The sequence below is a fragment of the Kitasatospora sp. NPDC002543 genome (assembly GCF_053594915.1).
In genome coordinates, this window is sequence record NZ_JBSFWR010000014.1 from 6944 (window position 1) to 28665 (window position 21722).

Below are 21722 nucleotides of genomic sequence, written 5' to 3' on the forward strand. Positions count from 1 at the left end.
GACTGTCATGTGCGGAATCGCCGGGTTCCTCGCGAACCCACCATGGTCCGGAGCGACCACCGAGGTCATCACCTCCATGCTCTCCGCCATCCGCCACCGCGGGCCGGACCAGGCCGGCTACTACCTGGACGACGGGCTCGCGATGGGAGCCGTACGGCTGGCGATCGTCGATCCCGCCGACGGCGCGCAGCCGATGTCGGACCCGACCGAGCGCCACTGGATCTGCTTCAACGGCGAGATCTACAACCACGTCGAACTGCGCGCGGAACTGGAGGCCCTGGGCCGCCCGTTCCGCACCGACCACTCCGACACCGAAGTCGCCCTGCAGGCCTGGATCCAGTGGGGACCGGACTGCTTCGCCCGCTTCAACGGCCCGTTCGCGCTCGCGATCAGGGACACCGTGACCGGCCGGTTCGTCCTGGCCCGCGACCGCTACGGCAAGCGCCCGCTGTACTACGCCGAGCACGACGGCGCCCTCCTGTTCGCCTCCGAGGCCAAGGCCTTCGGCGCCTTCCCCGGCTTCCGCTTCGAGCTCTCCCCCAAGGACCTGGCCGCGATCTACGCGGTGTGGACGCCACTGCCCGACCGCACGCCGTTCGTCGGCGTCCGCCAGCTGCCGACGGGCTCGTTCCTGGAGATCGACGGCGACCGGCGCTCACTGCGCGCCTACGAGGAACTCTCCTTCGACGCCCCGGGCTTCGACGGCACCGAGCGCGAGGCGGTCGAGTTCGTCCGGGAGAGCCTGCGCGCCGCGGTGGAGCTGCGGCTGCGCTCCGACGTGGAGGTCGGCGTCTACCTGAGCGGCGGTCTCGACTCCTCCGTGGTGACCGCCCTCGCCACCCGGCTGTCCGGGCACCGGGTCCGCACCTTCTCGGTGGCCTTCCGGGACAAGCACTTCGACGAGTCCGACAGCCAGCTCCTGGTCGCCGATCACCTGGGCACCCTGCACTCCGCCCTCCCGGTCACCCGCGCGGACATCGCCGACAACCTCCCCGCGGCGGTGTACCACGCCGAGGTGCCCGCCTTCCGGACGTCCTTCGTCCCGATGTTCCTGCTCTCCCGCCACGTCCGCGACGCCGGCGTCAAGACCGTGCTCAGCGGCGAGGGCTCCGACGAGGCCTTCCTCGGCTACTCGCTGTTCCGCGAGACCATGCTGCGCGAACGCTGGCACGAGCTCACGGACGACGCGCGGCGGGCCGGCCTCGCCACCCTGCACCCGGAGCTGGAGCACTTCGGCCCGGCCCACCAGAGCCATCTGCTCGGCCTGTACCAGCAGTTCGCCACCGAGCGGCTCCCCGGCCTGTTCTCCCACGAACTGCGCTACCAGAACGGCCGGTTCGCGGCTCGGCTGATCGCCTCCCGGGACGACCCGTTCGCCGACCTGCTCGACCTGGTCGCCCGGACACCGGGCTACCAGGCCATGTCCGCGGTGCAGAAGGCCCAGTGGCTGGAGTACAAGACCCTGCTGCCCGGGTTCCTGCTCTCGACCCAGGGCGAACGCGTCGCGCTGGCGCACAGCGTGGAGAACCGCTGCCCGTTCCTCGACCCGGCGGTGGTCCGGGCCGCCTCCTCCGTCAACCTCCGCTTCGACGACGGGTGGAACGAGAAGGCCGTGCTGAAGAAGGCGTTCCGCGCCGAGCTCCCGGCCTGGACCACCGGCCGCCCCAAGCAGCCCTACCGCGCTCCGGGCAGCGAGGCGTTCACCGAGCGCCGCCCGGACTACCTGGAACTCCTCCTGTCCGACGCCGAGTTGGGCAAGCTCGACTTCCTGGACCAGCGGTTCGCCCGGCGCCTGACGGACCGGATCATGGAGTCGCCCGCCGAGGAGGTGAGCACCAAGGAGGACCAGGCCTTCGTCTACCTGCTCACCACCGCCGTGCTCCACCGGCAGTTCGTGCTCGACGGCGCGGGCCGGGCCGGCACGACCCGAACCGAGGCACTCGACCTGAAGGTGACCGTGGACCGGCGTCACGCCGTCCGGACCGGCAAGGAGGCCCGGTGACCACCGACGACACGGCCATCATCGGGCTCGCCCTGCGCTTCCCCGGGGCCGACACCCTCGCCACGCTCTTCGACCACCTCGCCGCCGGACGCTCCCTGATCACCGAGGTCCCGGCCGAACGGTGGTCCAAGGAACGCTACTTCGGCGACCCGCGCAGCGGCGGCGAACGGACCAACAGCGTCTGGGCCGGATTCATCGAGGACGCGGACCGCTTCGACGCCGCCTTCTTCGCCATCTCCCCGCGCGAGGCCGAGACGATGGACCCGCAACAGCGGTTCGCCCTCGAACTCGCCTGGAAGGCGATCGAGGACGCGGGATACCGGGCGGGCGAACTCGCCGGCAGTCGCACCGGCGTCTTCATGGGCGTCTGCCACGCCGACTACGCCGAACTGATCGAGCGCGACGACGTACCGACCGACGCCTACTTCCCAACCGGCACGGCCTACTCGATCATCGCCAACCGGCTCTCGTACCACTTCGACCTCCACGGCCCGAGCATCGCCAACGACACCGCCTGCTCCAGCTCCCTGGTGTCCGTCTACGAGGCCGTCACGGCGCTGAACAACGGGGACTGCGACCTGGCCCTGGCCGGCGGCGTGAACCTGTGCTGGTCCCCGAAGCACTTCGTGGCCTTCAGCAAGGCCGGCATGCTCTCGCCCACCGGCCGGGCGAACGCCTTCGACCAGGGTGCCGACGGGTTCGTCCGCGGCGAGGGCGGGGCGGTCCTGCTGCTCAAACCGCTCGCCCGGGCGCTCGAGGACGGCGACCCCGTCCACGGGGTGATCAAGGGCGTCGGCACCAACCACGGCGGCCGGACCAACTCTCTGACCGTGACCAGCCCGGCCGCCCAGGCCGCGCTGATCGAGGAGGTCCACACCCGGGCCGGCGTCGCCCCCGGAACCGTCGGCTACATCGAGGCGCACGGGCCGGGCACCCCGGTCGGGGACCCGATCGAGGTCGTCGGCCTCAAGCGCGCCTTCCGGAACCTGCACCGGGCCGCCGGCACCGAGCCCACCCCGGGCACCACCGGCATCGGCTCGGTCAAGACCAACATCGGGCACCTGGAATCCGCCGCCGGGGTGGCGGGCGTGGTGAAGGTCGTCGCCGCCATGGCGGCCGGGGTGCTGCCCGCGACCGTCAACTTCGAGACCCTGAACCCGCTGATCAACCTGGACGGCACCCCCTTCTACGTGGTGGCCGGGACCCGCCCCTGGCCGGCCGGGACGGACGCGCCCCGCCGGGCGGGCGTCAGCTCCTTCGGATTCGGCGGGACCAACGCCCACGTCCTGCTGGAGGAACCGGCCCCGCGCGCCGCGTCGCCCGACACGCCGGGCCCCTACGTCGTGCCGCTGTCGGCACGCGACCCCGAGCGGCTGCGCGTGCTCGCCGGGCTGCTGCGGGAGCACCTGCTCGCGCCGGAGTCCGCGCTGCGGCCGCACCAGTCGCCGGCCGACATCGCCCACACCCTGCGGGTGGGCCGCGAACCGCTGGCGGCCCGGGCCGCGCTCGTCGTCTCCGACCGGGAACAGCTCGTCGCCGCGCTGGAACCGCTGGCGTCCGGCGAGCTCCCGGCGGGCGGCAGCGCCAACCCCGCCGGCGCCGGACCCGAGCTCATGACGGCGGTCGCCGACTGGCTGGACGGCGGGGACGCCCGGTGGCCGCAGCTGCCCGGCGCCCACCGGGTGCGGCTGCCCACCTACCCGTTCGCCCGGGACCGGCACTGGTACCGCGTGCCGGAGCCCTCCGCCCCCGCCGGTACCGGCGCCGGGCAGCTGCACCCCCTCGTCCACCGCAACACCTCCGACCTGGGGCAACAGCGCTACACCTCGACCTTCACCGGCGCCGAGCCCTTCCTCGACGACCACCGCGTCGGCGGCCGGCGGGTGCTGCCCGCCGCCGCCTACGTCGAGATGGCCAGGGCCGCCGTGGAACTCGCGGCCACCGGCACGGGGAACGTACGGCTGCACGGCCTGGCCTGGCTGCGGCCGATCACCGTCGAGCGGGAGCCCGTCGAGGTCCGGGTCGAACTGACGCCCGGGGAACGGGGGATCGCCGTCGCGTTCCGCCAGGACGGCTCGGAGCACGGCACCGGCCACGCCGAGCTCGTCCCGCCCGCACCGCCGGCCCCGCTCGACCTGGACGCGCTGCGCGCCGCCTGCCCCGACCGGGCCGACCCCGACTCCGTCGACCGGCGGCTGCGCGCCCAGGGCCTGGAGTACGGCCCCGCCATGCGCGCGCTGCGGGAACTGCGCACCGGCACCGACCAGGCACTCGCCCGCATCCGGCCGACCGAACCCGGGGACGGCGGACACCGGCTGCCGCCGAGCCTGCTGGACGCGGCCTTCCAGGTCTCCGTCGCGCTGATGGCGGACACCGCCGGGCCCACCCTCCCGCTCGCCCTGGACGAGGCCGTGGTCCACCGGCCGTGCCCGGCCGAGAGCTGGGCGTGGGTCAGGCGCACCGGCGGCTCGGGCGCCGCGGCCACCTTCGACATCGACCTGTGCGACGGCGAGGGCGCCGTCCACGCCACGATCCGGGGCCTCACCCAGCGCGCCACCGGCACGGGCCCGCACGTCGTCACCGCCACCACCCGGTGGACGGACCGGCCGGCCGCCCCGGGCGGACCGGCCCGCACCCCGCACACCCCGGAACTGCCCGGCGTCCCCCCGGCGGCCCCGGCCGACGGCATCGAAGCCGTGACGGACACGGTGTTCGCCGCCGTCCGGGAGCTGCTGCTCACCCGCCCCACCACCGAGCACCGGTTCGTGGTGCTGGTCGACGGGCGGGTCCCGGCGCACTTCCACCGGCCGCTCGCGGGCCTGTTCCGTACCGTGGCCCTGGAGAACCCGCTGGTCTCCGGCCGCGTGGTGCGCGTCGACGGCCTGGAGGGCGCGGACCGGGCCACGGTCGAGCGGATCGTCGACGAGGAGTGCTCCGACGGGGGCTCCGACAGCGAGGTCCGCCGCCGCGCCGACGGGGTCCGGCAGGTGCTGGAGCCCGTCGCGGCGCCGCTCGGGGACGGCCCCGCCGTCCCGCAGCTGCGGACCGGCGGCGTGTACTGGGTCACCGGCGGCCTGGGCGGCCTCGGCCCGCACCTGGCCCGCTACCTCGGCCGGGCCGGGGCCACGGTGGTGCTCAGCGGCCGCGCCGCCACCGGCTCGCTCGCCGACCTGCGCGCCGACGGCGTCGACGCGCACTACCTGCCGGTGGACGTCGCCGACGCCGACGCGGTCCGCGCCGCCGTCGAGACGATCCTGCGCGACCACGGCTCGCTGCACGGCGTCGTCCACGCGGCCGGCGTCCTGCGCGACCAGTACCTGGTCCGCAAGGACCTCGCCGACGTCCGCGCGGTGGGCGCGCCGAAGATCCGCGGCACGCTCAACCTCGACGCCGCCACCCGCCACCTCGACCTGGACCACTTCGTGCTCTTCTCGTCGGTCGCCGGGGTGTACGGCAACCCCGGCCAGTCCGACTACGCCGCCGCCAACGCGTTCCTGGACGCGTTCGCCGGGCACCGGCAGTCGCTGGTCGACGCCGGCGAGCGCAACGGCCGTACGGTCGCCGTCAGCTGGCCGCTGTGGGCCGACGGCGGCATGACCATGGACGAAGCCGGCCGGGAGGCGATGCGCCGCGAGCGCGGCTGGGAACCGCTGCCCACCGAGGCGGGGCTGCGCGCGCTCGGCCGGGCGCTGAGCGCCGACGCCCCGGCGCACCTCGTGGTCGGCTACGGCGCGGGCGCCACCCTCACCGCCCGGCCCGCCGCGCCGGCCCGTCCGGCCGCACCGGCCGGAGCGAGCGGCACGGCCGCGGCCGGGATCGGCGACGAGGAGCTGACCGCCCGGGCCGAGGACCTGCTGCGGCGGATCGTCGCCGAGGTCCTCCACCACCCCCCGGAGCACCTCGACCCGGGCACCGACCTCGGCGCGTACGGCATCGACTCGCTGAGCATCATGGGCGTGACCGCCGAACTGGAGAAGCTGTTCGGTCCGCTCTCCAAGACCATCTTCTTCGAGTACCTCAACATCGCCGACGTCGCCGCCCACTTCGTGGAGTCCCGGCGGGAGCAGCTGGCGGCCGTCCTCGGCGGGGCCGAGCCGCAGGCGGGGGCCGAGCCGGCACCGGAAGCCGTCGGGGCGCCCACCGGGGCCCCCGGGGCCGTCGGAGCGGACGACGCCCCCGCCCCCGCCCCTGCGGCCGTCGGGTCCGTCGTGGCCCGCGAGGCCCGCGAGGCCCGCGAGGAACGGTCCGGCGCGGGCCGGGACGACCGGCACGACATCGCGATCATCGGGATCTCCGGCCGCTACCCCGGCGCCGACACCCTCGACGAGCTGTGGGAACTGCTGGCGGACGGCCGGCACAGCTTCACCGAGGTCCCCGCCGAACGCTGGGACCACCGGGCCGTCCTCGACGGCGACCGGTCCGTGCCCGGCAAGACCGTGATCCGGACCGGAACGTTCCTGCGCGACATCGACGCCTTCGACCCCCGCTACTTCCGGATCTCCAAGCGCGAGGCCGAACAGATGTCCCCGGAGGTACGGCTGTTCCTCCAGGCCGGGGTGCAGGCGCTGGAGGACGCCGGCTACTCGAAGGAGACCATCCGGCGCCGCTACCAGGGCGACGTCGGCGTGCTCGTCGGGACGATGAGCAACCACTACAACCTGTACGGCTTCCAGAACAGCCTCACCCGCGGCGCGCCGCAGAGCGGCAGCTACACCGGCACCATCCCGAACATGCTGTCCTACTTCTACGGCCTGACCGGGCCGTCGATCTTCCTGGACACCATGTGCTCGGCCTCCTCGACCTGCATCCACCAGGGCGTGCAGATGCTGCGGGCCGGCGAGTGCCGGATGGTGGTCGCGGGCGGCGTCAACCTGCTGCTGCACCCGTACAACCTGATCACCTCCTCGCAGGAGCACTTCACCACCGGCACCTCGGACGTGATCCGCAGCTTCGGCGTCGGGGTGGACGGCACCATCCTCGGCGAGGGCGTCGGCGCGGTGGTGCTCAAGCCGCTGGTCGACGCGGAGCGGGACGGCGACCACGTGTACGCCGTCATCAAGGGCACCGCCCTGTCCAACGCCGGGGTGCGCAACGGCTTCACCGTGCCGAGCCCCGCCATGCAGGCCCGTGCGATCGAGAAGGCCGTCGAGGACGCCGGGATCGACCCGCGGACGATCGGCTACGTCGAAGGCCACGGCTCGGGCACCGCCCTGGGCGACCCGATCGAGGTCCGCGCCCTCACCTCCGCCTACCGGACGTACACCGCGGACAAGCAGTTCTGCGCGCTCGGCTCGGTCAAGGCCAACATGGGCCACCTGCTCGCCGCCGCCGGGATGGTGGGCCTGTCGAAGGTGCTGCTCCAGCTGCGGCACGGCAAGCTGGCGCCGTCCCTGCACAGTTCGGAGCTCAACCCGGACATCGACTTCGCCGACACCCCGTTCCGGGTGCAGCAGACCCTCGCCGACTGGCGGCCGGCCGTCACCACCGTCGACGGCCGGAAGGTCGCCCACCCGCGCCGGGCCGGCCTCACCTCGATCGGCGCCGGCGGCATGAACTCCCACATCATCCTGGAGGAGTACCCGCCGCGGCCGGTGCGCCGGGAACCCTTCGGCGAGCAGCTGTTCGTGTTCTCCGCGATGAACGAGGACGCCCTCGGGCGCTACCTCGTCCTCTTCCGCGACCACCTCGCCAGGGCCCGCGAGGCCGACCTCCCCGACATCGCCTTCACCCTGCGGGTCGGCAAGAACGAACTGCCGCACCGCTGGGCCTTCGTGGCGGCCGACCGGGCCGCCGCCCTGGCCGCCGTGGACGGCTGGCTGGCAGGCCGCCGGGACGTTCCGGAACACGGGACGGCCCGGACCTGGCTCGCCGGCCGGAGCGTCGACTGGGACGAACTGCCCGCGGCCCGGCGGGTCCCGCTGCCCGCGTACCCCTTCGACCGGGTGCGCTGCTGGGTCGAGGTGGACAAGGACGCACCGTCCGTCCTCGCCCCGCTGGCCTTCCGTGACCGGCTGCACCCCTTCCTGGGACGCAACGAGTCCGACGTCCACGGCCTGCGCTACACCGCGGACCTGCGCCTCGACGACCTCCGGGACTACACCTACCGGCAGGACGGGCTCCCCGTCGTGGTGCCCACCTTCGCCGTGGACCTCGCACTCGCCACCGGGAAGGTCAGCGGCTTCGCGGCCGAACCGGCCGTCCACGACCTGCGGGTGCTGCGACCGATCGACTGGTCCGCCACCGGACGCCTCGTCACCGAGTTCGCCGACGGCCACGGCCTGGTGCGGGCCGGGGACGGGCCGCCCGCCGTCGAGTTCACCGTCCGGGCCGGCGGCACGCCCGTCGGCCGGATCGACCTCGCCGGACTGCGGCCCGTGCTGGACCGGGCGGGCTTCCTGGCCGAACTGGCCGAGGGCGGTGTCGTCCCCCGGGCCGCCTCGTGCGCCGTCGCCGGGGTGTCCGCCGCGCCGGACGGCGGCACCGTCCTGCGACTGGCCCGCCCCGACGTCCAACAGGACCACGCCCGGCGGCACGTGGGCATCGAGCCCGCGGTGCTCGCGGCGATCGCCCTGGGAGTGCAGTGGACCGCCCGGCGGGCCGGGCACCCGGACTGGCAGCACATGGCGCCCAACCGGATCGGCGAGATCACGGTCCGCGCCGGCGGGCCGGTCGGGTACGTCCTGCTCGGCGCCGACCGGATCCTGCTGGCCGACGAGGCCGGCGAGGTCCTCGGAGCGCTGGAGGGCGTGCTGTGCGGCACCGGGGGAACGGCTCCGACCGTGCGCCGGGCCACCCGGCCGGCCGCCGTCCGCCCGGGGCCGGGCACCGACGGTCCCGACACCACCGGTCCCGACACCGCCGGAACGAGCGCCACCGGGTCCGCCCGGGCCGTCGCGGCCGTGGACGGAGTCGTGGACGGGGTCGTGGACGCCGTCGTGGACGGAGTCGTGGACGGGCTGCGCGAGATCGCGGCGGGGCTGTTGAAGTTCGAGCCGGCGGAACTCGACCCCCGGACCGGCCTGGACGAGTTCGGCTTCGACTCCATCTCCCTGGTCGCCTTCGCCAAGCGGATCGAGGAACGCTTCGGCGTCACGGTCAGCCCGGCCGTGTTCTTCGACCTCAGTACCCTGGCGGCGCTGGGCGCCCACCTGGTCGAGGAGCACGGGGCCTCAGCCGCGCCGCGTCCGGGCCGCGCCGCGGTCGTCACCGCGACCGGACCCGCGACCGGACCCGCGGCCGCCGCCGTGACCGCCCCGACGACCGCCCCGGCGACCCGGGAGGCACCGCCCGTCGCCGAGTCGCGACCCCGGCCGACCGGCACCGGGACGGCCGCGGACCAGCCGATCGCCGTGATCGGCGCGGCCGGACGCTTCCCCGGCGCCCGCGACCTCACCGAGTTCTGGGCGAACCTGCTGGCCGGGCGGGACTCCGTCACCGACTTCCCGCTGGACCGGTACGACGAGGAGCAGCGCCGGGCCGTCACCGCCCTGGACTTCCCCCGCCGGATGGGCGTCCTCGACGACGTCGACGCCTTCGACGCGGCGTTCTTCCGGATCCTGCCGCGCGAGGCCGAACTGATGGACCCCCAGCACCGCCTGGTGCTGGAGACGGTGTGGCAGGCGCTGGAGGACAGTGCCCACCGCCCGAGCGAACTCCCCACCAACACCGGCGTGTTCATCGGCGTCACCGGCAATGACTACGCGACGCTGCTCAGCACCGGCGGGGTGCGGCCGGACGCCTTCACCGCGACCGGCACGAACCACGCGATCCTCGCCAACCGCATCTCCTACCTGCTCGACGTGCGCGGCCCGAGCGAGCCCGTCGACACCGCCTGCTCCAGCTCACTGGTCGCGGTGCACCGCGCGATGGAGGCCATCAGGTCCGGCACCTGCGACCTGGCGATCGCGGGCGGGGTGAACGTCCTGCTCGACGCCGGAACCTTCGTCAGCGCCCACCGGGCCGGAATGCTCAGCCCGGACGGGCTGTGCCGCACCTTCGACGCCGACGCCGACGGATACGTGCGCGGCGAGGGCGTGGGAGCCGTCGTCCTCAAGCCACTGGCGGCGGCCGAGCGCGACGGCGACGCGATCCTCGGCGTGCTCCGGGGCAGCGCGTACAACCACGGCGGGCGGGCCAACTCGCTCACCGCGCCGAACGCCGACGCCCAGGCCGAGCTGATCACCGCGGCGGTCGGCGGCCTCGACCCGGACACCATCGGCTACGTCGAGGCCCACGGCACCGGAACGGCCCTCGGCGACCCGGTCGAGGTCCGCGCGCTGCGCACGGCCTTCCGCAGGCTCGGCCGGAGCGACGACGGCTCCTGCGGCCTGGGCTCGGTCAAGACCAACATCGGGCACCTGGAGTCCGCGGCCGGAATCGCCGGGCTGCTGAAGGTGCTGCTCGCGCTCCGGCACGGGGTGCTGCCCGCGACCCGACACCTGCGCAAGGTCAACCCGTTCGTCGAACTCGCCGACGGGCCCTTCCACCTCGTCCGGGAGAACGAGCCCTGGCCGCGGCCGCGCGACCGCGACGGCCGGGACGCGCCGAGGCGGGCCGGAGTGAGCAGCTTCGGCTTCGGCGGCGTCAACGCCCATGTCGTGGTCGAGGAGTACGTGCCCGTCCGCTCCGACCGGGACGAACCCGCCGGGGACGTCCTGGTGCCGCTGTCGGCGCGCACCCCGGAGCAGTTGACGGCACGGGCCGGCGACCTGCTGGCCTTCCTGGAGCGCTCCGAGGGGGTCTCGCTTCGCTCGGTCGCCCGGACCCTCGTGACGGGCCGGGAGGAAATGGCCGAGCGGGCCGCCTGGAACGTCTCCTCCCTGGCCGAACTGCGGGACCGCCTCCGGGAGTTCGTGTCCACCGGCGACCGCGGCGGGGCCTCCGGCCCGGCGGCCCGCTGGCTCGCCGGGGAGGCCCTCGACCGGTCCGGGTGGCCCGACGGGGCGACTCCGGGACGCCTGCACCTGCCCGGATACCCGTTCGCCCGGGACCGGTTCTGGTACCCCGTGGGCGAACCCGCCCCGGAAGCGGTCCCGTCGACGGCGTCGGCTGCGGGACCCGTCCCGCCGACGGCCGGGGCGGCCGAACCGGCCGGAGCCGTGGCAGCGGCGGCGGGGCCCGGGGCGGAACCGGGGGCCGCACCCGGCGGCGCCCGGGCGGCCGTCACGACCCTGTCGGTCCCGAGCTGGGCCCCCGCCACTGCCCCGGCGGCGTCGGGCCGCCGGCACGACCGGCGCGCGGTCGTGCTGTGCGGAGTCGACGGCGACGTCCCCGGCGCGATCCGGCTGGACACCGCCAAGCAGCGGCCGGAGAGCCGGTTCCGCGACCTGTCCTGGAAGCTGCTGGAGACCGTCCGGGGCCTGGCGGCCGAGGGCGGCACGGTGCTGGTCCAGGCCGTCACGGACACCCCGGCCCTGGCCGGCCTGCTGCGCTCGGTGGCCAAGGAGGACCCAGGGGTGCTCGGCCAGGTGATCGTCCTGGACGGCGACTCGGACATCGCCCCGGCCACCGCGGTCGCGGAGAACGCCGACGGCGCGGACGACCTGGTCCGCTACCACCACGGACTCCGGCAGACCCCCGTCTGGACCGCCGTCGCTCCCCCGGCCACCGGCTCCGCCCCGCCGTGGCGCGACGGCGGCGTCTACCTCGTCACCGGCGGCGCCGGCGCCATCGGCGCCGCGACGGCCCGCCGGATCGCCGCCGACGTCCGGCGCCCGACCCTCGTCCTCGCGGGCCGCTCGCCGGCCGACGAGCGGGTGGAGGCGCTGCTGGCCGACCTGCGACGGACCGGAGCGGTCGCCCGCTACGTCCGGGCCGACCTCTCCCGCTGGGAGGAGGTCCGCCACCTCGTCGCCGAGGCGGGCGAGGTCACCGGGGTGGTGCACGCCGCGGGCACGGTGCGCGACGCCCTGTACACCGAGAAGACCGCGGCCCAGTGGGAGGAGGTCCTCGGCGCCAAGGCGGACGGCCTCGTCCACCTCGACCGGGCCACCGCGCACTGCCCGCTGGAGTTCGTCCTGGCCTACTCCTCCGGCTCCGCCGTCACGGGCAACCCGGGGCAGTGCGACTACGCGGCCGCGAACGCCTTCCTGGACGGGTTCGCCGTCTCCCGGAACGCGGCCGTCGCCCGGGGGGAACGGCGGGGGCGGACGCTCTCCGTCGCCTGGCCGCTGTGGCGGGACGGCGGCATGGCCGTCGACGACCGCACCCTGGCCTACCTGCGGGAGGACCGCGGGCTGGTCCCGATGCCGACGGAGACGGGCTTCACGGCCCTGGCCGACGCCTGGCGCACCGGGGCGGACCGGGTGTGGGTGCACCACGGTGCGCCGGAGCGCGCCGGCAGCGGCTCGCCCACCGCGAGCCCGAGCCCGAACCCGAACCCGGGCCCGAACCCGAGCCCGAGCGCGTCCACGTCCCGGCCCCTGCCCCCGTCGTCCGGAGCACCGTCCGGGAGGGCCCTGGACGACGCCGCCGACCGGGCCGTGCTGGACCACCTGCGCGCGGTCTTCGCCGAGGTCAGCAAGCTGCCCCCGGAGGCGGTCGACCCCGACCGGCCGTTCGTCGACATCGGTCTCGACTCGGTGATGGTGATCCAGCTCAGGCGCGCGCTGGCGCCGTTCTACCCCGAGGCCCCGTCGACCCTCTTCTACGAGCACCCGAACCTGCGCGCGGTGGCCGTCCGGCTCGGCACCGGCCGACCGTCGCGGCCCGCGGCGGAACCCGCGCCGCCGACCCCCGCGGCCGAGGCCGTCACCGCGGCCCCCTCAGGACGCGCCGCCCCCGCCGGGCAGCCCGCCGCCGGACGGCCCGTCACCCCCGACGAGCCGATCGCCGTCATCGGCCTGAGCGGCCGCTACCCGGGCGCCGCCGACCCCGACGAGTTCTGGGAGAACCTCCGGGCCGGCCGCGACACCGTCCGGGAGATCGACCGCTGGCCGCTGGACGGCTTCTTCGAACCCGACCGCAACACCGCCGTGGCCACCGGACACAGCTACAGCAAGTGGGGCGGGTTCCTGGACGGCTTCGCCGACTTCGACCCGAGGTTCTTCGGCATCGCCCCGCGCGACGCCTACGCCATGGACCCGCAGGAGCGGCTGTTCGTCCAGTCCGCCTGGGAAGTGCTGGAGGACGCCGGGTACACCCGGGCCCGCCTCGCCGAACAGCACGGCCACCGGGTGGGGGTGTTCGCCGGCGTGACCAAGGTCGGACACGCCCGGCACGAGGCCGGCCGGCTGCCCTCGGGCGAACTCGTCGTCCCCGGGCTCTCGTTCGCCTCACTGAGCGCCCGGGTCTCCTACCTGCTCGACCTGCGCGGCCCGAGCCTGACCGTGGACACCATGTGCTCCGCCTCGCTGACCGCGATCCACGAGGCCTGCGAGCAACTCCGCAGCGGCGCCTGCGAGGTCGCCCTCGCCGGTGGTGCGAACGTCTACGCCCACCCGCTGGACTACGTCGAGCTGTGCCGCTCCGGCATGCTCTCGCCCGACCGGTACTGCCGCAGCTTCGGCGCCGGCGGCCACGGCTTCGTACCGGGCGAGGGGGTCGGCTGCGTCCTGCTCAAGCCGCTGTCCCGGGCACTGGCCGACGGGGACCGGGTGCTCGGACTGATCCGCGCCACCGGTGTCAACCACGGCGGGCGCAGCACCGGTTACACGGTGCCGAGCCCGACCGCCCAGGCCGCGCTGATCCGCGAGGTCCTGGACCGGGCCGGCGTCCCGGCCCGGCGGGTCGGCTACGTCGAGGCGCACGGCACCGGCACCGAACTGGGCGACCCGATCGAGATCGCCGGCCTGGCCGGCGCGTTCCGGCAGGACACCGACGACCGGCAGTACTGCGCGATCGGCTCGGTGAAGTCCGCCATCGGGCACCTGGAGGCCGCCGCCGGCGTGGCCGGCCTCACCAAGGTGCTGCTCCAGCTCCGGCACCGGGAGCTGGTCCCCACCCTGAACGCCGAACAGCCCAACCCGAACATCGACTTCGCCTCGTCCCCCTTCCGGCTCCAGCGCGAACTGGCGCCCTGGCACAGCGAGGGCCCGCGGATCGCCGCGGTCTCCTCCTTCGGTGCCGGCGGTTCCAACGCGCACGTGATCGTCGAGGAGTACCCCGTGCAGCCCGCAGACGGCCCCGCGGACGACACCGAGCAGGTCGTCGTCCTGTCGGCCCGCACCCCCGACCGACTCGCCGACGCCGTCGACCGGTTGGCCGCCTTCCTGGACCGGGCCCCGGACACCCCGCTGACCGACCTCGCGTACACGCTCCAGGTGGGCCGGGAGGCGATGGCCGAGCGGTACGCGGTCGTGGCCGCCTCCACCGCGGACCTGCGGGCCGCGCTGCGCGACGGACGGGGACACCGGGGCGGCGCGGGCGCGGCACCCGGCGGGCTGCTCGCCGAACTCACCGCGGACGGCGAGCTCCAGGACCTGCTCGTCCAGCGGTGGAGCGCCGCCGGGGAGCTGTCCAAGATCGCCGCCCTGTGGGCCTCCGGCATCGCAATCGACTGGCGCCGACTGCACCGGGGGGCGCGGCGGACCATCGCCCTGCCCACCTATCCGTTCGCCGCGGAGCGGTACTGGATCGGCGACCTGCCCCGCTCCGGGGCCTCGCCCGCGGCCGAACCCGCGGCCGAACCCGCGACCGCGCCGGAACCGCGACCGGTACCCGCGACCGTGGGAGTGGCCGCACCCGGTCCGACGCCCGTTCCCCCGCCCCTCGCGGCCCCGGCCCCGGCCCCGGCCCCGGCCCCGGCCCCGGCTCCGGCGGACCTGGACGAACTGGTGCCCGCGCTGGTCCGGGAGAAGGTCGCCGCCGCCCTCGCGATGGAGGCCGGCGAGGTCCTCGACGGGCTGGCGTTCGCCGACCTGGGCCTGGACTCCATCCTCGCGGTCCGGGTGGTCCACGAGCTCAACACCGCGCTCTCGCTGGACCTCTCCACCACCGTGGTGTTCGACCACGCCACCCCCGACCGGCTGGCCGCGCACCTGCTCGCCGAGTACCGGGACGCCATCGTCCCCGCCCGCACCGAGCACCCCGCGCCGGCCGCACCGCCGGTGACGACCGCACCGGCCGCACCCGAACCCGCCCCCGTTCCCACGCCCACGCCCGTACCCGCCCCCGTACCCGCCCCCACCCCCGCAGCCGCAACCGCAGCCGCTCCCGAGCGGACCGAGCGCGGACCGATCGCGATCGTCGGCATGAGCGGCCGGTTCGCGGGCACCGGCTCGCTGGACGAGCTGTGGACACGGATGGAGAACGGGGACGACCTGGTCACCGAGGCCACCCGCTTCCGCCTCGACGGCGTGAGCCCGTGCACCAGGGGCGGGTTCCTGGACCGGATCGACGAGTTCGACGCGCTGTTCTTCAACATCTCGGGCACCGAGGCCGCCGTGATGGACCCCCAGCAGCGACTGCTGCTGGAGGAGTCCTGGCGGGCCCTGGAGGACGCCGGGTACGCCGGCCGGATGGACCGGCGCCGGTGCGGCGTGTACGTCGGCGCCTGGGCCGGCGACTACCTGGACCTGCTCGGCCGGGACGCGCCGGCGCAGGCCCTGTGGGGCAACATGGCCTCGGTGATCCCCAGCCGGGTCAGCTACGCCCTGGACCTCAAGGGCCCGGCGATCGCCGTCGACACCTCCTGCTCCAGCTCGCTGGTGGCGATCGACCTGGCCTGCAAGGACCTCTGGTCCGGCGAGACGTCGATGGCCCTGGCCGGCGGGGTGTTCGTCCAGTCCACGGCGCGGCTGTACGGGCTCGCGGGCCGCGCGGGGATGCTCTCCCCGAGCGGGCGCTGCCACAGCTTCGACCACCGGGCGGACGGCTTCGTCCCCGGCGAGGGGGTCGGGGTCGTGGTGCTCAAACGCCTCGCCGACGCGCTGGCGGACGGGGACCACGTCCACGGTGTGATCTCGGCCGTCGGGGTCAACCAGGACGGCGCCACCAACGGGATCACCGCCCCGAGCTCGGTCTCCCAGGAGGCCCTGATCAGCGGACTGTACGAGCGGGCCGGCGTCGACGTGGAACGGATCGGCCTGGTCGAGGCGCACGGCACCGGCACGCCGCTGGGCGACCCGATCGAGTTCCGGGCCCTCGACCGGGTCTTCCGCGCCCGGACCGACCGGGCCGGGTACTGCGCGCTGGGCTCGGTGAAGACCACCATCGGGCACGCCCAGTTCGCCGCCGGTATCGCGGGCGTGCTGAAGGTCCTGCTGGCGCTGCGGCACCGGCGGATTCCCGCCGCGCTGAACTTCGAGGCCGCCAACGAGGCCGTCCCGCTGGCCGGCAGCCCGTTCTACGTCAACACCCGGACCGTCGACTGGGCGGCGCCGGCCGACGGCCCGCGCTGCGGGGTGGTGAGCTCCTTCGGCGCCAGCGGCACCAACGCGCACGTCGTCATCGAGGAGGCTCCGCCCGTGGAGCGGCCGCCGGCGCCGCGGGCGGATCACCTCGTGGTGCTGTCGGCCCGCTCCGAGCGGCAGCTCGCCGAGCAGCGGCGCCGGCTCGCGGCGCACCTGCGCGCCCACCCCTCGGTGGACCTGCGCGACCTCGCCCACACGCTGTGGATCGGCCGCAAGCGCTTCGAGCACCGCTTCGACTGCCTGGCGGGCGACCTCGCCGAGCTGATCGCGGTGCTCGACGGCACCCGGCCGGCCCGGACCGCCGGGGACGCCCCGGTCCCGGCCGGGGGGCGCCTCGTCCCGCTGCCGACCTACCCGTTCGCCCCGGACCGGCACGGGCCCGCCGGGGGCCGCGACCGCGTCACGCTGTCCCGCGAGGACGGCCTGCTGCGGGACCACGTCGTGCAGGGCCGCCACATCCTGCCCGCCGTCGCCCACCTGGAGCTGGCCCGACGGGCGCTGGGCGGCACCCGCGTCCGGATGGCCAACGTGACGTGGGTCCAGCCGCTGGAGGTGGGGACCGACCCCGTCGAGGTGCTGGTCGACCTGCGCACCGACGCCCGGGGCGCCCGGCGGTTCTCGATCTCGACCGGGGGGACGGTCCGCAGCGAGGGCACCCTGGCCGACTCCGACGCCCCGCGCCCGGCCCGGGTGGACCTCGCCGCGCTGCGGGCACGGTGCCGCGAGACGGTGACCGGCGAACGGATCCACCAGGCCCTGCGGTCGATGGGCATCGAACACGGCCCGAGCCTGCGGGCCCTGCGGCGGGCGCACGTGGGCTCCGACACGGTGCTCGCCGAACTGGTCCTGCCCGATTCGGCCGAGCCGGGCGCGCTCGCCCCGGCCCTGCTGGACTCGGCGATCCAGGCCACCGTCGCAGCGCACCTGACCGAACTGCGGGACACCGCCGTGCCGTTCGCGCTGGAGCGGCTCGACCTGTTCGCCCCGTGCGCGCCGGTGATGACGGCCGTGGTGCGGGGACTGGCGGCCGGGCCGCTCGGCAAGCTCGACATCGACCTGGTGGACGAGGACGGCGAGGTGCGGGTCCGGCTGGTCGGCTACAGCTCCCGCCGCACCGGGCCCGCCCCCGACCGCCGGGCCGTGCCCCCCGCTGCCTCCCGCACCGCGCCGCCGGCCGCGGACCGGCCCGAGCCGTCGACCGGGGACGGGAACGGAACGGCCGTCGAAGCAGCCGTCGAAGCGGCCGTCGAACCGGCCCTCTACGCCCCGGTCTGGGACCCGATCCCCGCGGACGGCCCCCCGGTGCCGTCCGACGCCGACCGCGTCCTGGTGGTCGGCGCCCCGGCCCCGATCGCGGGCGCGCTCGGCTGGCCGCTGCCGGCCTCGGCGAGCGTCGAGGAGGCGACCGCCGCCCTGCACCGGCTCGGACCGGTCGACCACCTGGTGTGGACCGCCCCCGAGACCCGGCTCGCGCCCACCGACGCCGCCGGATACACCGCCGCGCAGGACGACGGGGTGGTGGCGGCGTTCCGCCTGGTGAAGGCGCTGATCGCGGCCGGCTACGACGCCCGACCGCTCGGGATCACCCTGGTGACGACCCGGGCGCTGGCCACCCACGCGGACGACCCGGTGCAGCCCGCGCACGCGGGGCTGCACGGCCTGTTCGGTTCGCTGGGCCGGGAGTACGGCAACTGGACCGTCCGGCGGGTCGACCTGGACGGCTCCGGCTGGCCCGCCGACCTCACGGCCCTGCCCGCCCACTCCCCCGACGACTCCTGGGTCCACCGCACCGGCCAGTGGCTGACCCGCCGCTGGGCGCCGTGCGAGGCCCCGCGGCGCCCGGTGTACCGGGAGGGCGGCGTGTACGTCGTCATCGGCGGGGCCGGCGGGCTGGGGTCCGCGTGGACCCGGCAGGTCGTCCGCGACCACGGCGCCCACGTCACCTGGATCGGCCGCCGGGCGCACGACGCCACTGTGGCGGAGCGGATCCGCTCCGCCGGAGGACCGGACCACGTCCGCTACCTCCAGGCCGACGCCGGCGACCCGGCCGCGCTGCGCCGGGCCCTGGCGGAGGTCCGGCGCGACCACCCGCGGGTGCACGGCGTCGTCCAGGCGGCGCTGGTGCTGCGGGACAGCACCGTCGCGCGGATGGACGAGGCCGACCTGCGGGCCGCCCTGGCCGCCAAGGTCGACGTGACCACCGCGATGGCCGAGGCCTTCGACGGCGAGCCGCTGGACTTCGCGGTCCTGCTGTCCTCCATGCAGTCCTTCACGACCGCCGCGGGCCAGGGCAACTACGCGGCCGGATGCACCTTCAGCGACGCCTACGCCCACGCCCTCGGCCGGCACTGGGACACCCCGGTCCGGGTGATGAACTGGGGCTGGTGGGGCGGCCTCGGAAGCGTCACCTCCGAGTTCTACCGGGAGCGGATGACCCGGGTCGGACTGGTGTCGATCGAACCGCCGGAGGGGCTCGCCGCCCTGGACGCCCTGCTCGGCGGCGCGCAGCGGCAGCTCGCCTACGTCCGCACCGACCGGCGCAACACCCTGCCCAACTTCGACCGCGCCACCAGGGTCGCCGCTCCCGGCCCGGCCGTCCTGCCGCCGCCCGGCACCCTGCCGGCCGACCTGGACGGGCCGGACGCCGAACTGGACGAGGTCGTCCGGTGGCGCCGGGCCGAGCGGGACCCGTGGCTCGCCAAGGTCCTCACCGCCCAACTGGCCGGCCTGGACCGGGCGGCCGTCCTGCCGCAGTACGCGCAGTGGTGGGAGCACGCCCAGCGGGTCCTGGTGCCGGCCGAACCCGCGGACCAGGTGCTGGACCGCTGGGAGCGGGAGTGCGCCCGGTGGTCCGCGGACCCCGACCGGGCGGCGGAGCTGCGGCTGGCCTCGGCCATGCTCGGCGCCCTGCCCGGGATCCTGACCGGCCGCGTCCGGCCCACCGACGTGATGTTCCCGCGCGGCTCCATGGAGCTGGTGGAGGGCTGCTACCGCGACAACCGCGCCGCCGACCTGTTCAACCGGGCCATGTCCGGGACGGCCGCCCTGCTGGCCGCCGACCGGCTGCGCCGGGAACCGGGCACCCGGCTGCGGATCCTGGAGGTCGGCGCGGGCACCGGCGGCACCAGCGTCGGGATGTTCGCGGCCCTGCAGCCGTACCGGGACGGCATCGAGAGCTACGTCTACACGGACCTCTCCAAGGCGTTCCTGAACCACGCCCGGGCCTCGTACGGGCCGGAGGTCCCCTACCTGGACTACCGGCTGCTCGACATCGAGCGCCCGCTGGCCGGGCAGGACGTCCCCGAGGGCACCTTCGACCTGGTCATCGCCGCGAACGTGCTGCACGCGACCAAGGACACCCGCAACACCCTCCGCAACGCCAAGGCCGCGCTGCGGCCCGGCGGTTGGCTGCTGCTGAACGAGCTCTCGGCGTTCGACCTGTTCAGCCACGTGACCTTCGGCCTGCTGGAGGGCTGGTGGCTGTTCGACGACCGGTCGCTGCGGATCCCCGGCTCACCGGCGCTGTCGCCGGAGAGCTGGCGGGAGGTGCTGGCCGGTGAGGGCTTCCGCACCATCGTGTTCCCGGTGTCCCGGGCGCTCCCGCTGGGGCAGCAGGTCATCGCGGCGGAGAGCGACGGGGTGACCAGGCAGCGGGTGCCGGCGGCACCGGTCACGCCGCTCGCACCGGCCGTACCCGCCGCACCGGCGTCACCGGCCGCACCGGCGGACGCACCACCGGCGGCACCGCGGACCACCGCGCCGGCCGTCGGCACTCCGTCGGCGCCACCCGCACCGTCCGCACCGTCGCGGACCGCGGCGGCCGACACCCCGGCCGCCGTCCCGGCCGCCCGGCCGGTGGACACCCTGCCCGCCCGGCCACAGGCCGACCCGGCCGAGCTGATCCGGGCCAAGGCGGCGGCCGTCCTCGGCATCCCGGCCGAGCGGATCGACACCGCCGCCCCGCTCACCGACTACGGCCTGGACTCGATCCTCGTCCTCCAGCTCACCAACGCCCTGCGCGAGGACTTCGGCGAGGACGTCTCCCCCACCCTGCTGTTCGAGGCCGAGACCATCGACGCGCTCCGTGACCGGCTCGCCGGCGCCCCCGGCCGGCGGTGGGCGCTGTCCCGCGGCCAGCTGACCATGTACCGGGACCAGTTGCGCTGCCCGGACTCCGTCGCCTACCACCTCCCGGTGCTCTTCGAGGTCCACGGCGACCCGGACGAGGCGGCACTGGAGCGCGCGGTCGGGGAGCTGGCCCGGATCCACCCGCTGCTGGGCGCGGTGGTCGCCGGGCGGGACGGGACCCCGTACCTGGACGTCGACCCGGCCCGGGGGCCGTCCTTCGAACGGGTCGTCCTCACGCCCGGCACCCGGGCCGGCCGGCTGGCCGGGCTGCGCGAACTGGTCGGCGCCCCCTTCGACCTGGCCAAGGGGCCGCTGGTCCGGGCGCACCTGGTCGCCCTCCACGACGGCCGCCGGCTCCTGCTGGTGACCGCCCACCACATCCTGCTGGACGGCACCTCCACGGCCCTGCTGGTCCGCACGCTCAAGGACGCCTACCGCGGCCGGGGACGGTTGCGGGACGCCGAGTTCGGCGACTACACCGCCTGGGAGGAGGAGCTGCTGGCCGGCCCGCGGGGACAGCGCCACCGCCACCACTGGCTCACCGAACTGGCGGGTGCGGACGGGAGGTTGGACCTGCCGTACGACCGTCCCCCGGTGCCGGGGCGGCTGCCGCGCGCGGACGTGGTGGTGGCCCGGCTGCCGCGGGAGCTGGCCGCCGCGGTCGCGGGGACGGCGCGGAGCCACCGGGTCAGCGTCTCGACCGTGCTGTTCGCGGCCTACACCCGGTTCCTCCATCGGGTGACCGGCCAGGACGACCTGGTCGCCGGGGTCACCACGGCCGCGCGCTACGAGGAGCGGTTCCAGGACGTGGTCGGCCAGTTCGCGAACTGCCTGCCGATCCGCTCCACCGCCACCGAGGACGTCGCCGAGCTGCTGCGGGCCGTGCACCGCCGGGTCGTGGCCGGGATCGAGCACGGCGCCTACCCGCTGGCCGAGATCGCCCGGGCCCTGGGCCACGGGGACGAGCCGCTGGTGCGGACCAACTTCCTGTTCCAGAACTTCGACGGCGCGGAACTGCTGACCGGTGGCTCCCCCGCCGGCCCCGGCGAGTTGGACCTCCGGCCCTTCGACGACCTGCCCTACCCCGGGGAGTACCCCCTGGCGCTGGAGGTCTACCGGGAGGAGGACGGCTACAAGGCCTTCCTCAAGTACGACACCCAGCTGTTCGAGGAGGCCACGGCCCGGCGGATGGCGGACGAGTGGCTGGCCGCCCTGCGGACCGTGGTGGCCGCCGGGTAACG

The 21722-nt window shown here is 75.4% G+C and carries 2 protein-coding genes; both read left to right on the plus strand.

The genetic code is table 11. The features are described 5' to 3' along the window. The first annotated feature begins 7 nt into the window (after nucleotides 1-7). Nucleotides 8-2002, plus strand: a complete 1995-nt coding sequence (gene asnB / locus ACWD4P_RS08940; RefSeq protein ID WP_449779102.1) for an asparagine synthase (glutamine-hydrolyzing) — start codon at nucleotides 8-10, stop codon at nucleotides 2000-2002. Then, nucleotides 1999-21720 (plus strand): SDR family NAD(P)-dependent oxidoreductase, encoded by a 19722-nt coding sequence (locus tag ACWD4P_RS08945; RefSeq protein WP_449779103.1) that lies wholly within the window; start codon nucleotides 1999-2001, stop codon nucleotides 21718-21720. Before asnB ends, ACWD4P_RS08945 begins: the two co-directional genes overlap by 4 nt. Nucleotides 21721-21722 lie beyond the last annotated feature (2 nt).